Annotated in this window: 11 protein-coding genes; 7 read left to right on the top strand and 4 right to left on the bottom strand. The window is 70.5% G+C overall.

Annotated features, from left to right (window positions below):
- From VOI19_RS03570 to VOI19_RS03560, 3 genes are all read left to right on the top strand, one after another.
- Window positions 1-423 (top strand): PH domain-containing protein (locus VOI19_RS03570; protein ID WP_323791585.1); only part of this gene is annotated, 423 nt, incomplete at its 5' end.
- Entirely contained in the window at window positions 420-2,018 is a 1,599-nt protein-coding gene (locus VOI19_RS03565; protein ID WP_323791584.1) for a PH domain-containing protein, read from the top strand. The genes VOI19_RS03570 and VOI19_RS03565, both read left to right, overlap by 4 nt.
- 43 nt (window positions 2,019-2,061) lie before the next feature.
- The gene (locus tag VOI19_RS03560) at window positions 2,062-5,466 is read left to right on the top strand and encodes a pyruvate carboxylase (protein WP_323791583.1); all 3,405 of its coding nucleotides are present in this window, start codon (window positions 2,062-2,064) and stop codon (window positions 5,464-5,466) included.
- On the opposite strand, the gene VOI19_RS03555 is transcribed toward VOI19_RS03560, so the two are convergent.
- Window positions 5,459-6,613 (bottom strand): SpoIID/LytB domain-containing protein, encoded by a 1,155-nt coding sequence (locus VOI19_RS03555; protein WP_323791582.1) that lies wholly within the window; start codon window positions 6,611-6,613, stop codon window positions 5,459-5,461. The genes VOI19_RS03560 and VOI19_RS03555 overlap by 8 nt on opposite strands.
- A complete protein-coding gene (locus VOI19_RS03550) occupies window positions 6,613-8,067 on the bottom strand; it encodes a hypothetical protein (protein ID WP_323791581.1) in 1,455 nt (484 codons plus the stop codon). Before VOI19_RS03550 ends, VOI19_RS03555 begins: the two co-directional genes overlap by 1 nt.
- Before the next feature lie 168 nt (window positions 8,068-8,235).
- On the opposite strand from VOI19_RS03550, the gene VOI19_RS03545 reads away from it, so the two are divergent.
- Complete coding sequence (locus tag VOI19_RS03545) at window positions 8,236-8,784, top strand: DUF305 domain-containing protein (RefSeq protein WP_323791580.1); 549 nt, start codon at window positions 8,236-8,238, stop codon at window positions 8,782-8,784.
- Between the two features lie 10 nt (window positions 8,785-8,794).
- On the opposite strand, the gene VOI19_RS03540 is transcribed toward VOI19_RS03545, so the two are convergent.
- Both VOI19_RS03540 and lpdA read right to left on the bottom strand, forming a co-directional pair.
- Window positions 8,795-10,189 (bottom strand): NAD(P)H-quinone dehydrogenase, encoded by a 1,395-nt coding sequence (locus VOI19_RS03540; protein ID WP_323791579.1) that lies wholly within the window; start codon window positions 10,187-10,189, stop codon window positions 8,795-8,797.
- 167 nt (window positions 10,190-10,356) lie between these two features.
- Complete coding sequence (lpdA, locus tag VOI19_RS03535; RefSeq protein ID WP_323791578.1) at window positions 10,357-11,754, bottom strand: dihydrolipoyl dehydrogenase; 1,398 nt, start codon at window positions 11,752-11,754, stop codon at window positions 10,357-10,359.
- Between the two features lie 58 nt (window positions 11,755-11,812).
- Here lpdA and VOI19_RS03530 point away from each other — a divergent pair, with 58 nt between their 5' ends.
- The 3 genes from VOI19_RS03530 to VOI19_RS03520 form a co-directional block, all read left to right on the top strand.
- Entirely contained in the window at window positions 11,813-12,265 is a 453-nt protein-coding gene (locus VOI19_RS03530; RefSeq protein WP_323791577.1) for a gamma-glutamylcyclotransferase, read from the top strand.
- A gap of 31 nt (window positions 12,266-12,296) precedes the next feature.
- On the top strand, window positions 12,297-13,109 hold the full coding sequence (locus VOI19_RS03525; protein WP_323791576.1) for a purine-nucleoside phosphorylase: 813 nt from the start codon (window positions 12,297-12,299) through the stop codon (window positions 13,107-13,109).
- Window positions 13,109-13,473 (top strand): TetR family transcriptional regulator (locus tag VOI19_RS03520; protein WP_323791575.1); only part of this gene is annotated, 365 nt, incomplete at its 3' end. The genes VOI19_RS03525 and VOI19_RS03520, both read left to right, overlap by 1 nt.

Here is a 13,473-nt window from a genome sequence, read left to right as displayed (position 1 = left end):
CGGCAGCTGGGCTCGAGCATCGAGGGACTGGTGATGGTCGTCGCTCTCTCGGTGTTCGCCGTGACCACCGATGCCGTCCGGTGGTGGATGGTGCTGGCTCTGGTCGTCGCCGTCATCGCCTACGTCGCCGTCGTCCCGCAGTGGCGCTACCTGGTGCACCGGTGGGAGGCCACCGAGACGGCGGTCTACACCCAGACCGGGTGGTGGGCCCGCGAGCGCCGCATCGCCCCCATGAGCCGCATCCAGACCGTGGACTACGCCGAGGGCGCGATCGCCCGCCTCTTCGGCCTCGCCAGCGTCACCGTGACGACGGCGTCCGCGGCCGGCGCGATCAGCATCGACGGACTCGACCGCCAGGTCGCACGACGGCTGGTCGACGACCTGACCCGGCAGGCGGACGCCGTCGAGGGCGACGCGACGTGAGTGACTACCCACCGCCGACCGGTCCGCCCCCGCTGAAGCAACCCCCGCCGCCTCCGCCACCACCGCCGCCCCTGGGGCCGTCGCACGCGAACCCGTACTTCCCCCACGGCGCCAGCGCCTACGAGCAGCCTGCCTCGCGCGAGGCCGACCACGGCGCGGAGTGGCAGCGCCTCGACCCGCGGATGTTGATCGTGCAACCGGTGCGCGAGGTGCTGCGGTTCCTCCCCGCCCTCTTCGTGCTCTTCTTCGCCGGCTCAGCGAGCGGCGGGCCACCGCTCTACCTCCTCGGCGTGCTCTTCCCGATCGCCTTCGGCGTGCTGCGCTACCTCACCACCGGCTTCCGCATCACCCAGGGCCGCGTCGAGCTGCGCCGCGGCCTGCTCAGCCGACACGTGCTCTCGACGCCCCAGGACCGAGTGCGCACCGTCGACCTCACGTCGTCGCTGATCCATCGACTCCTGGGCCTCACCACGGTGCGCATCGGCACCGGGTCGGCCGGCGGCGAGGACGGCGACCTCGACCTCGACGGCCTCCCCATCGAGCGGGCCCGCACGCTGCGCCGTGAGCTGCTGCAGGGTGCCACGGACGACGACGGCGCCCCGGTCGCCGGCACCGGGGACGTCCTCGACACCGCCACCCCGCTCGCGACCTTCTCCCCCTCGTGGCTGCGCTTCGCTCCGTTCACCGGAGCCGGTCTCATCGTCGCCGCGGCCGCCCTGGGTGGTCTCTCCCAGCTGCTCGAGATCACCGACAGCTGGCAGCGCATCGACCTCGAGGCGATCTCGCTCCCGTCCGAGGTCGCCGTCGCCGCGCTGGTGCTGGGCCTGGTCCTGCTCGTCGTCCCGATCTCGGTCGTCGGCTACCTCCTCACCAACTGGGCCTTCCGACTCACGCTCTCCGACGGCTCCTGGCACGTCTCGCGCGGCCTGCTGACCACCCGCGAGACGAGTCTCGACGAGGACCGTGTTGCGGGGATCTCGCTCGGCGAGGGCCTCGCTCTCCGGGTGGCCCGCGGGCGCAACCTCGACGCCATCGTCACCGGCGTCGACCGCAAGGCACCGGGCAGCGCCAGCCTCCTGCCCCCGGCGCCGGCCGACCTCGTCCTCCGCGTCGCCGGCGACGTCGTCGGGAGCAGCGCCGTCGTCACGGCGCCCCTGCGACCTCACGGTCCGGCCGCCGTACGCCGTCGCTGGAGCCGCGCGCTCGCCGTGCCCGCCGTGCTGTCCCTGGCCGCCGTCGTCCTCGCCGTGACCGGAGGACCGTGGTGGCCGCTGCTGCCGGCCCTCGCCACCGTTGCCGTGATGGCGCTCATCGGCGCCGACCGGGTGCGCGGCCTGGGCCACACTCTCGTCGACCAGTACGTCGTCGCCCGCTCGGGCAGCCTGAGCCGCCGGCGCGAGGCGCTGGCGGTCGACGACGTCATCGGGTGGAACCTGCGAGCCACCTTCTTCCAGCGCCGGATGGGCGTCTGCACCCTGGTCGCCACCACCGCCGGTGGCCGCGGCGCCGTCCGAGTTCTCGACGTCCCGGACGAGACCGCAGTGGCTCTCGCCGACGAGGCCCTGCCCGGTCTCGTCTCGCAGTTCTTGGGCTGAGATGACCGGACCCACCACTCGACTGGACCACTAGGTTGGAGCCATGTTCTCCAAGGTGCTGGTGGCCAACCGGGGCGAGATCGCGATCCGGGCGTTTCGGGCGGCGTACGAGGTAGGGGCGCGCACGGTCGCGGTCTTCCCCCACGAGGACCGCTGGTCCGAGCACCGACTGAAGGCCGACGAGGCCTACGAGATCGGCGAGCGCGGCCACCCGGTCCGCGCCTACCTCGACCCCGAGGGGATCGTCGCCACCGCCGTGCGCGCCGGAGCCGACGCGATCTACCCCGGCTACGGCTTCCTGTCGGAGAACCCCGACCTCGCCGAGGCCTGCGCCAACGCCGGGATCACCTTCATCGGTCCGACCTCCGACATCCTCGAGCTCACGGGCAACAAGGCGCGCGCCATCGCTGCGGCGAAGGCCGCCGGCGTCCCGGTCCTGGAGTCGGTCGAGCCCGGCACGGACGTCGACGCCCTCATCGCTGCGACCGAGGCAGCCCGCAACGGCGACGGGATGCCGTACCCGCTCTTCGTCAAGGCCGTCGCCGGCGGCGGCGGCCGAGGCATGCGCCGCGTCGAGCGTACCGAGGACCTCCGTGAGGCCGTCGAGACCTGCATGCGCGAGGGCGAGGGCGCCTTCGGCGACCCGACCGTCTTCATCGAGCAGGCCGTCGTGGAGCCGCGCCACATCGAGGTGCAGATCCTGGCCGACGGCGCCGGCAACGTGATCCACCTCTTCGAGCGCGACTGCTCGGTGCAGCGGCGACACCAGAAGGTCGTCGAGATCGCGCCCGCGCCCAACCTCGACCCCGAGCTGCGTGACCGGATGTGCGCCGACGCGGTGCGCTTCGCCACCGAGATCGGCTACAAGAACGCCGGCACCGTCGAGTTCCTCCTCGACCCCGCCGGCAACTACGTCTTCATCGAGATGAACCCCCGCATCCAGGTCGAGCACACGGTGACCGAGGAGGTCACCGACGTCGACCTCGTGCAGGCCCAGATGCGCATCGCCTCCGGCGAGACCCTTGCCGACCTCGGCCTTTCCCAGGACACCGTGCAGCTGCGCGGCGCAGCCCTCCAGTGCCGGATCACCACCGAGGACCCCGCCAACAACTTCCGCCCCGACACCGGCGTGATCACCACCTACCGCTCCCCCGGTGGCGGCGGCGTGCGGCTCGACGGCGGCACCGTCTACACCGGCGCCGAGGTCTCGGCCCACTTCGACTCGATGCTCGCCAAGCTCACCTGTCGCGGCCGCACGTTCGAGAAGGCCGTCGAGAAGGCCCGTCGTGCGGTCGCGGAGTTCCGGATCCGCGGCGTCTCCACCAACATCCCGTTCCTCCAGGCCGTCCTCGACGACCCCGACTTCGCCGCCGGCCGGGTGACCACCTCGTTCATCGAGACCCACCCCCAGCTGCTCCAGGCGCGCGGGTCCAGCGACCGCGGCACCAAGCTGCTCACCTACCTCGCCGACGTCACGGTCAACCAGCCGCACGGGCCCGCCCCGGTCAGCATCGACCCGGCCTCCAAGCTGCCGCGCGTCGACCTCGACGTCCCCGCCCCCGACGGCAGCCGTCAGCTCCTCCTCGAGGTCGGACCGGAGGAGTTCGCGCGCCGCCTGCGCGCGCAGACCAACGTCGCGGTCACCGAGACGACGTTCCGCGACGCACACCAGTCGCTGCTCGCGACCCGGGTGCGCACCCGCGACCTCCTGACCGCAGCCCCCGTCGTGGCCCGCACGACCCCGCAGCTGTGGTCGGCCGAGGTCTGGGGCGGAGCGACGTACGACGTCGCCCTGCGCTTCCTCTCCGAGGACCCGTGGGAGCGCCTGGCCTCGCTGCGTCAGGCGATGCCCAACATCTGCCTGCAGATGCTCCTGCGCGGCCGCAACACCGTCGGCTACACGCCGTACCCGACCGCGGTGACGGAGGCCTTCGTCGAGGAGGCCGCTGCCACCGGGCTCGACGTCTTCCGCATCTTCGACGCCCTCAACGACGTCGAGCAGATGCGACCCGCGATCGAGGCCGTGCGCGCCACCGGCACCACCGTCGCCGAGGTCGCCCTCTGCTACACCGGTGACCTGTCGAGCCCGGGCGAGAAGCTCTACACGCTCGACTACTACCTGCGCCTGGCCGAGCGGATCGTCGAGGCCGGCGCCCACGTGCTGTGCATCAAGGACATGGCCGGACTGCTGCGCGCCCCGGCCGCCCGCACCCTGGTCACCGCGCTGCGGGAGAACTTCGACCTGCCCGTGCACCTGCACACCCACGACACCCCCGGTGGACAGCTCGCCACCCTCCTCGCCGCGATCGACTCAGGCGTCGACGCCGTCGACGCGGCCTCCGCCGCGATGGCCGGGACGACGTCGCAGCCGCCGCTCTCGGCGCTGGTCTCGGCCACCGACCACTCCGACCGCGAGACCGGCCTCTCGCTCGAGGCCATCAACGCCATCGAGCCCTACTGGGAGGCCACTCGCCGGGTCTACGCACCCTTCGAGTCCGGACTGCCGTCGCCCACCGGCCGCGTCTACCGCCACGAGATCCCCGGCGGTCAGCTCTCCAACTTGCGCCAGCAGGCGATCGCGCTCGGCCTCGGCGAGAAGTTCGAGCAGGTCGAGGACATGTATGCCGCCGCGAACGACGTCCTCGGTCGCGTCCCGAAGGTCACCCCGTCGTCAAAGGTGATCGGTGACCTCGCCCTCGCCCTCGTCGGCATCGGCGCCGACCCGAAGGTTTTCGCCGACGACCCGGCGGCCTTCGACATCCCGGACTCGGTCATCGGCTTCCTCAACGGTGAGCTCGGCGACCCGCCCGGGGGCTGGCCGGAGCCGTTCCGCACCAAGGCTCTGGAGGGCCGCGTCTGGAAGGCCCCCGCGGGCGTGCTCACCGACGACCAGGCGGCCGGACTGGCGGGCGGCTCGACCAGCCGACGCGCGATGCTCAACGAGCTGCTCTTCCCCGGGCCCACGAAGGACTTCCTCGAGGCCCGCGAGAAGTACGGCGACATCTCGGTGCTGCCGACCCTCGACTACCTCTACGGCCTCCAGCAGGGCGAGGAGCACGAGGTCACCCTCGACGAGGGCCTCACCCTCATCCTCGGCGTGCAGTCGGTCAGCGAGCCCGACGAGCGTGGCTACCGCACGGTGATGGCGCTGATCAACGGTCAGATGCGTCCCGTGAGCGTGCGCGACACCTCGATCGCCTCTGACGTCGCGGTCGCCGAGAAGGCCGACGCCTCCGTGCCCGGTCACGTCGCGGCTCCCTACCAGGGAGCGGTCACGGTGGTCGTCGCCGAGGGCGACACCGTCGAGGCCGGCCAGACGGTCGCCACGATCGAGGCGATGAAGATGGAGGCCTCGATCACGGCTCCCGTCGCCGGCACCGTGCAGCGCCTCGCCGTCCGCGCGACGCAGCCCGTCGACGGCGGCGACCTGGTGCTGGTGCTCAGCTGACCTTGAACATCGTCGAGCGCAGCCCGAAGTACGACCGGAACTGATCTCCGGTCAGGGTGCTCGACCCCTTCGAGCCGTTGATCCTGATGGAGTCGACGCGACCGCCGAAGGAGCCGTTGCCGTTGCGCGCGAGCACCTCGATCGACTCCAGCGACCCGACGGCCGGCAACGCTGCGGAGACCTGGGCGTCGGTGATGGTGGCGGTCCACCCGCGGTAGGCCTTGTCGAACGGGTCCTTCTTCGCCGGCAGGTAGTCGACGGTGCCGCCGGTGGTGTATCCACCGTTGCTCGCCGAGAACTGGGTGAAGGCCGGGTTGCCGCCGGACGTCAGGATCTCCTTGCGGGTCGCCTTGATCGCCTGGTTGGACGCCGGGTGCTCGTCGGTGAAGCCGCCGTAGACCTGGCAGGAGGTGGTGTCACAGATCTGGTAGTGATCGGCCAGGGGCATGCGGCGCTCGAACGCTGCGTAGGTGCGTGCGGCCACGGCCTGCGAGCGCACGGCCTCGGCCGACCACAGGGCCGGCACCTCGCGGGGCACGACGCCCTTGAGGTAGTGCTCGAGGGAGACGATGTTGACGGTGTCGCGCTCGCGCTTCGCTCCGCTGGGGCGAGCAGAGCGCAGCACCCCGCGATAGGCACGGACGCCGGACGGCGTGCGCAGCGCGATCGGCTTGCCACCGGCGGTGAACTGGGCAGCGCCCGGCACGGTGCGCAGGGTCCGCCACTTCTTGGTGCGCTTGGTCGTGAAGGCGATCCTGCTCGCAGAGCCCTTCTTGGCGGGGGTGATGCGCCACCACGTCGCCTTGCCCTTCTTGAGGGCATAGGTGCGACCGTTGCCGAGGCTCTTGAGGCTGAGCCCGCTGCGGTCGCGCACCACGACGTCCTTCGACGTGTCGGCGCTGAGCAGCACCGAGACCTTGCCGCCGATGGTCTCGTGCTCGGCCCCGGGGTAGTAGAAGTCCAGGATCTCGCGATAGCTCTGGCCCGCCTCGGCCCTGGCCTTCGCGCCGTACTGGGAGAGGCCTCGCCCGTGCCCGTAGCCGTTGCCGGTCACCGAGACCGAGGTCGCTGCCGAGGCCGGCCCGACCAGCACCACCAGGCCGAGCAGGACGACGAGCGTCGTGAGCGTCCCGAGAAGGCGCCGCATCAGCTGTTGAAGGTGGGTTGGGACTGGGCGTTGAACACCGACTGCTTCACTTTGCTCGCCTTCTTCGCCCATGGAGCCTTGACCTTGAACACCTCGAGGCCCCGGACGAGATCGCTGGAGTAGACGTAACCGTTGTACCAGTACGACGACCACGAGCCACCGTCGACGAGTCGGTCGTCGGAGATCGCGCCACGGTCGAAGTGAGCGAGCTCCTTGGGCCTGCGCGGGTTGGTGAAGTCGAAGACCGAGGTGCCGCCCTGGTACCAGGCCTGCACCATGATGTCGCGTCCCTTGACCGGCACCAGCGATCCGTTGTGCGCCACACAGTTCTCGGTGTCCGACTGGACGCGCGGGATCTTGTAGTAGCTGCGGAACTTCAGCTGCCGGTTGCGGATCACGTAGATCCCGTTGGCCCCGCGCTTGCGTCCGACCTCCTTGTTGCAGGTCGGCGATCCGCCGCCCCCGAGCTCGTCGGTGAAGACCACGGAGCGACCCGACCCGCTGATGGTGGCCGAGTGCCAGAAGGCGAAGTTCCTCGTGTCGCGCACCCGGTCGATCACCCGGGGCTTGGCGCGGTTGGAAATGTCGAGCAGGATCCCGTCGCCCATGCACGCACCGGCCGCGAGGTTGCGCTTCGGGTAGGCCGTGATGTCGTGGCACCCGCTCGTGGCGCTGCTGTAGCCGCCGCCACCCGACCCACCGTCGGGGAAGAGCACCGGCTCGTTGACGACCCGCGCTCGCTCAGGATTGGCTGCCGACACCTTGACGACGCTGATCGAGTCGTGGGGCGGCTCGCAGTTCGGGAGCCCCGGACCGGTCTCGAAGGACGACACGTAGACGTAGACCGTGCTGCCCTTCCTCGCGGGGGCGAGGGTGTGGGTGTGCGACCCGCACTCGGTCCTGATCGACCTGATGAAACGGGGCTCGGCCGGGTCGCTGATGTCGAAGAGACGGATCCCCCACCACGACTCGGGCGCCGGGGTGTCGCGCCCGTCGTCCCCATAGGCCGAGTCACTGGCGCAGGTGTCGTCGGTGCGCAGCCAGTCGACCGAGACGATCAGCAGGTCGCGGTAGACCGAGACGTCGTTCTGACCGCCAGGGCAGATCACCTGGGCGACCCGTCGGGGGCGCTGCGGCTTCTTGATGTCGTAGACCGTGAAGCCCTCGTAGTTGCCCGCGATGGCGTGGTGCCCGGTGAAGGCGAGGTCGGTGCCGTAGTCGCCGTCGCCGGTGAACGCGCCGACGAGCGGCAGCCGAGCCACCTGGCGCATGTTGCGACTCCGGTCGACCTCGCCGCTGCGCACGCGCGGCTGGGCCGGCTCGATGCCGGCCAGCTCAGCCCCTGGCGCGGGCTCCAGCGGCTCCAACGGCTCCGCGGTCGCCGGAGCCACCACACCAGAGGCCAGGACACCGGCCGTCAGCACCAGCGCACCGACCGAGACGGACCATCTCACGTTCACTCCCACGGTAATCTCGACCAGGTGCCGCCTCCCCGTCGACGATCGACCACTCTCGTGGCTCGACTGGTCGGCGTCGGGCTGTTCCTGGCGCTATCAGGTTGTTCTGGGGAGCAGCCTACGGGCGAGTCCTCGCACGCGGGGTCACATCTGGATTCACCCGGCGTGATCCCGACCCCGCCGGAGTCGGCCGACTGGAACGTCGCCGACGCCGGCTACCTGACGATGATGATCGCCCACCACCGGCAGGCCCTCGACCTCGCCGACCTCGCCGAGACGCGCGCCGAGGACCGACAGGTCCTCGCGATCGCCCGGTCGATCGACCGGGGCCAGAGCCGCGAGATCATCGCCATGGTCGCCTGGCTGGTCCGGCACGACCTGCCCGAGCCCATGCTCGCCGACCTCGAGGCCGTCTCTGCCATGCCCGACATGCCCGACATGCCCGACATGCCCAACATGTCCGACATGACAGGCATGGCCGGTATGCAGGGCATGCTCTCGCCGACCCAGATGCAGGCTCTCGAGGACGCCGACGGAGCAGCGTTCGACGAGCTCTTCCTCACCGGGATGATCGCGCACCACCAGGGTGCGATCGCCATGGCCGACACCCTCGTGCGCACCGGCGAGGACGTCCGGGTCCGCGAGATGGCCACGGACGTCATCGCGACCCAGCACGGCGAGATCAGCCGCCTCGCCGCCCTGCTGGACGGCTAGCGCCGACGCCTCAGAACCGGTGCAGCCTCCGGGCGGCCTCGGCGACCGAGCCACTCATCGACGGGTAGACCGTGAAGGTCTGGGCGAGCTGGTCGGCGGTGAGCGACTCCGCCACCGCGATCGCGACCGGGTGGATCAGCTCGGAGGCCCGCGGGCCCACCACCACTCCCCCGACGACGATGCCGGTGCCGGGGCGGCAGAACAGCTTGACGAAGCCGTCGCGCACCCCCTGCATCTTGGCGCGGGCGTTGCCCGACAGCGGGAGCATCACCGACTCGGCCTGCATCTCGCCGGCGTCGACGGACTCCTGTGACCAGCCGACCGTGGCGATCTCGGGAGCGGTGAAGACGTTGGAGGAGACCTTCTTCAGGTCCAGCGGGTGCACGGTGTCGCCCAGGAAGTGCCACATCGCGATCCGGCCCTGCATCGCCGCGACGCTGGCGAGCATCAGCACGCCGGTGCAGTCGCCGGCGGCGTACACACCGCGCGCCGAGGTGCGGGAGACGCGGTCGACGTTGACGAAGCCGCCGTCCTTGAGGATCACCCCGGCCTCCTCGAGGCCGAGGTCGTCGGTCTTGGGCACCGAGCCGAGCGCGAGGATGCAGTGCGAGCCCTGGACGCTGCGGCCGTCGGTGAGCGTCACCGTGACGACGTCGCCGTCGCGGGTAACCGACTCCATGCGCGACTTCGACAGCACCGTCATCCCGCGACGCTTCGAGACCTCCTCCAGCACCAGGGAGGCGTCGGCGTCCTCGCCGGGCAGCACCCGGTCGCGCGAGGAGACCAGCGTGACGGGGACGCCGAGGGCGAGGTAAGCACTGGCGAACTCGGCACCGGTGACCCCGGAGCCCACCACGATCAGCTCGGTGGGCACCTCGGTGAGGTCGTAGACCTGCTCCCAGGTGAGGATGCGCTCGCCGTCGGGCTGGGCCGTCGGCAAGGTGCGCGGCGCCGCCCCGGTCGCGATGAGCACCGCATCGGCGTCGTACGAGTCGTCGCCGACGACGACCCGACCGGGTCCGTCGAGGCGACCGCGGCCCTGGACGACGCGGACGCCGTCCTTGTCGAGGCGCCGCGCGATGTCGCCGGACTGGTCGGCTGCGAGTCGCTTGACCCGGGCGTTGACGCGCCCCAGGTCGACACGCAGGCTCGTGGCCGCATCGCCCTCGGAGTCGCTGAAGTTGACCCCGAGCTCGGCCGCACCGGCGACCTCGCTCATCAGCTCGGCCGTGGCGATGAGCGTCTTGCTCGGCACACAGTCGGTCAGCACCGCGGAGCCGCCGATGCCGTCGGAGTCGACGATCGTCACGTCGGCGCCGAGCTGCGCGGCCACGTGGGCTGCCTCGTAGCCGCCGGGGCCTCCGCCGAGGATGACGACCTTGTTGGACTCGGGTCCGCCGCTCATGTCAGGTGCCTTTCGTATCGCTGGGGTTCGACCCCACTTCAGGCTGCTTGTCTTCTCACCGGGTTTCGACGCGCCCGTCGCGACTTCGCAGGCTCAGCCGCAGGACTTGCTCAACCTCGTCTCGCCGACGCAGCTCGCTCGTGCCTCGCGACCTGCTGCTCGCTTGATCAGAAGTTGATCATGTGGCCGGCGATGCCGTGGATGGCTTCCTTGACCGACTCACCCAGCGTCGGGTGGGCGAAGACGTTGCGCGCCACCTCGTCGGCCGTGAGGTCCCACTGCTGGGCCAGCGTCAGCACCGGCAGCAGCTCGGTGACGTCGGGGCCGATCAGGTGGGCGCCGATGATCTCGTTGTGCTCGGCGTCGGCGACGATCTTGACGAAGCCGGCGGTGTCGCCGAGGCCCTGGGCCTTGCCGTTGGCCGAGAAGGGGAACGTCGAGGTCTTGACGTCGTAGCCCTTGTCCTTGGCCTGCGCCTCGGAGTAGCCGAAGGAGGCGATCTGGGGCTGGCAGTAGGTCGCGCGCGGGATCATGTCGAAGTCGATCTCCATGGTCTCGGCGTCCGCGATCGTCTCGGCCGCCACGATGCCCATGGCCTCGGCGACGTGGGCGAGCATCAGCTTGCCGGTGACGTCACCGATCGCGTAGACGTGCTCGACGTTGGTGCGGCCGCGCTCGTCGATCGCGATGGCGCCGCGCTCGGTGGTCTCGACACCCGTCGCCTCGAGGCCGTAGCCCTCGAGCCGCGGTGCGAAGCCGAACGCCGCGAGGAACTTGTCGGCCTCGAGGACCTTCTCGTCGCCGCCGCCGGCCGGAGCCACGGTGACCTTCACGCCCGAGCCGGTGTCCTCGACGTTCTTGACCGCCGTGGAGGTCAGCACCTTCACGCCGAGCTTCTTGTAGTGCTTGGCGAGCTCCTTGGAGACCGCCTCGTCCTCGGTCGGCACCATGCGGTCGACGAACTCGACGATGGTGACGTCGACGCCGAAGTTCTTCATGACGTAGGCGAACTCGACACCGATCGCCCCGGACCCGCCGATGATGATCGAGCCGGGCAGGTTCTCGTCGAGGATCTGCTCCTCGTAGGTGACGACGTTCTCGCTGAGCTCGACGCCCGGCACCAGACGCACCTTCGCGCCGGTGGCCAGGATCAGGTCGTCGCAGGTGTAGGACGTGGTCTCGCCGTCCTTGTTCTTCACGTCCAGCGACGTGGGGCCGGTCAGGGTGCCCCAGCCGTCGATCTCGGTGATCTTGTTCTTCTTCATCAAGAAGTGGACGCCCTTGACGATGCCGGCGCTGACCTGGCGCGAACGCTTGTGCGTCGGGCCGAAGGACATCGTGGCGTCGCCCTCGATACCGAACTTGTCCTTCTCGTGCGTGAGCACGTGGGACAGCTCAGCGTTCTTGAGGAGCGCCTTGGACGGGATGCATCCCACGTTGAGGCACACACCGCCCCAGTACTTCTCCTCCACCACGGCAACGGACTTGCCGAGCTGGGCTGCGCGGATTGCAGCGACGTACCCACCGGGGCCGGCACCGAGAACAAGGACATCGAAGTGGCTCACGGGGTCCACCCTAGTGTCCTGAGCCGCTCGACTCACGTCGCCCACTAGTCTCTGGGGTGTGACGTTGTACGCCGCCTACGGGACCAACCTCGATCCTGCGCGGATGAGCGAGCGTTGCCCGCACTCACCACTGCGCACCACCGGCTGGCTGGAGGGGTGGCGACTCACCTTCGGCGGCGAGGAGCACGGCTGGGACGGCGCCCTGTCCACGATCGTGCAGGACCCGTTCGAGCAGGTCTTCGTGGCCGTCTACGACGTGCCGAGCCAGGACGAGTCGGCGCTCGACCAGGTCGAGCAGGCCGACTCCGGTCTCTACCGCAAGGCCAAGGTGCGGATCTCGACCTTGACCGGCGAGGTCGTCGCCTGGACCTACGTGCTCGACGCCTTCGAGGGCGGACTGCCGTCCGCCGTGACGCTCGGGATCCTGGCCGACTCCGCCGAGGCCGCTGACGCCCCGGACGACTACGTCGCGGGGCTGCGTCGCCGCCCGTGCCGCTCGACCGGTCTGTAGTCGCGCCCCCACACGCTCTAGGCTCCACAGAGTGACCGACTCCACCACCACCCACGACTCCGCAGCCCTGGCCTCAGAGGCTGCTGCCGCCCTCGCCGAGCTGACGGGCATCGAGCGCCACGACGTCGCCCTGGTCCTGGGCAGCGGCTGGCTGCCGGCCGTCGACGCGCTGGGCGAGGCCACGGCCGAGATCTCGACCACCGACCTGCCCGGCTTCTCCGCGGCAGCCGTGGCCGGGCACTCCGGCAAGATCCGCTCGGTGCGGGCCGGCGACAAGCGGCTGCTCGTCTTCCTGAGCCGCACCCACTATTACGAGGGCAAGGGCGTCTCCGCTGTCGTGCACGGTGTGCGCACCGCCGCCGCGGCCGGCTGCCGGGCCATCGTGCTCACCAACGGGTGCGGTGGCCTCAAGGACACCTGGTCGCCCGGCACGCCGGTGCTCATCAGCGACCACATCAACCTCACCGGCCGGTCGCCGATCGAGGGCGCGAACTTCGTCGACCTCACCGACCTCTACTCCAGCCGACTGCGTGCGATGTGCCGCGAGGTCGACCCGAGTCTCGACGAGGGGATCTACGTGCAGTTCCCCGGGCCTCACTACGAGACCCCGGCCGAGATCGGCATGGTGCGCGCCATCGGCGGCACGCTGGTCGGCATGAGCACGACGCTCGAGGCGATCGCGGCCCGCGAGGCCGGCATGGAGGTGCTGGGCATCAGCCTGGTCACCAACCTGGCCGCGGGCATCAGCGGCGAGCCGCTCAACCACGAGGAGGTCCTCGAGGCGGGCCGCTCGGCCGCGACCCGGATGGGTGACCTCCTGGGTCGGATCGTGCCGGGCATCTGATGGGTCCCGCGGAGGAGACGCGGCAACGCCTCATCGAGGCGGCGACGCGCGGGTTCGCCGAGCACGGCGTCCACACGGCGTCCCTGCTCGAGATCACCCGGCAGGCGGGGCAGCGCAACCGGGGTGCGGTCCACTACCACTTCGGCTCGCGCACCGGGATGCTCGTCGCCGTCCTCGAGCAGCCCCTGGACGCCCTCGCCGCCCGCGAGCAGGAGCTGATCGCCGCGGCGCGCGAATGCCCCGACGACGACCTCGTCTCGGTCGTGCGCGCCCTGGTGCTGCCCGCCATCGAGCTCGCCGAGCTCGGCGGGCTGGGGCGCAGCTATCTGATGATCCTGGGCGAGCTCGTCGAGGAAGATCGGAA

The sequence above is a fragment of the Nocardioides sp. genome (assembly GCF_034670285.1).
GTDB lineage: Bacteria > Actinomycetota > Actinomycetes > Propionibacteriales > Nocardioidaceae > Nocardioides.
Note: the sequence above shows the minus strand (reverse complement) of the source record. Positions and strands in the feature narration are given on the sequence as shown.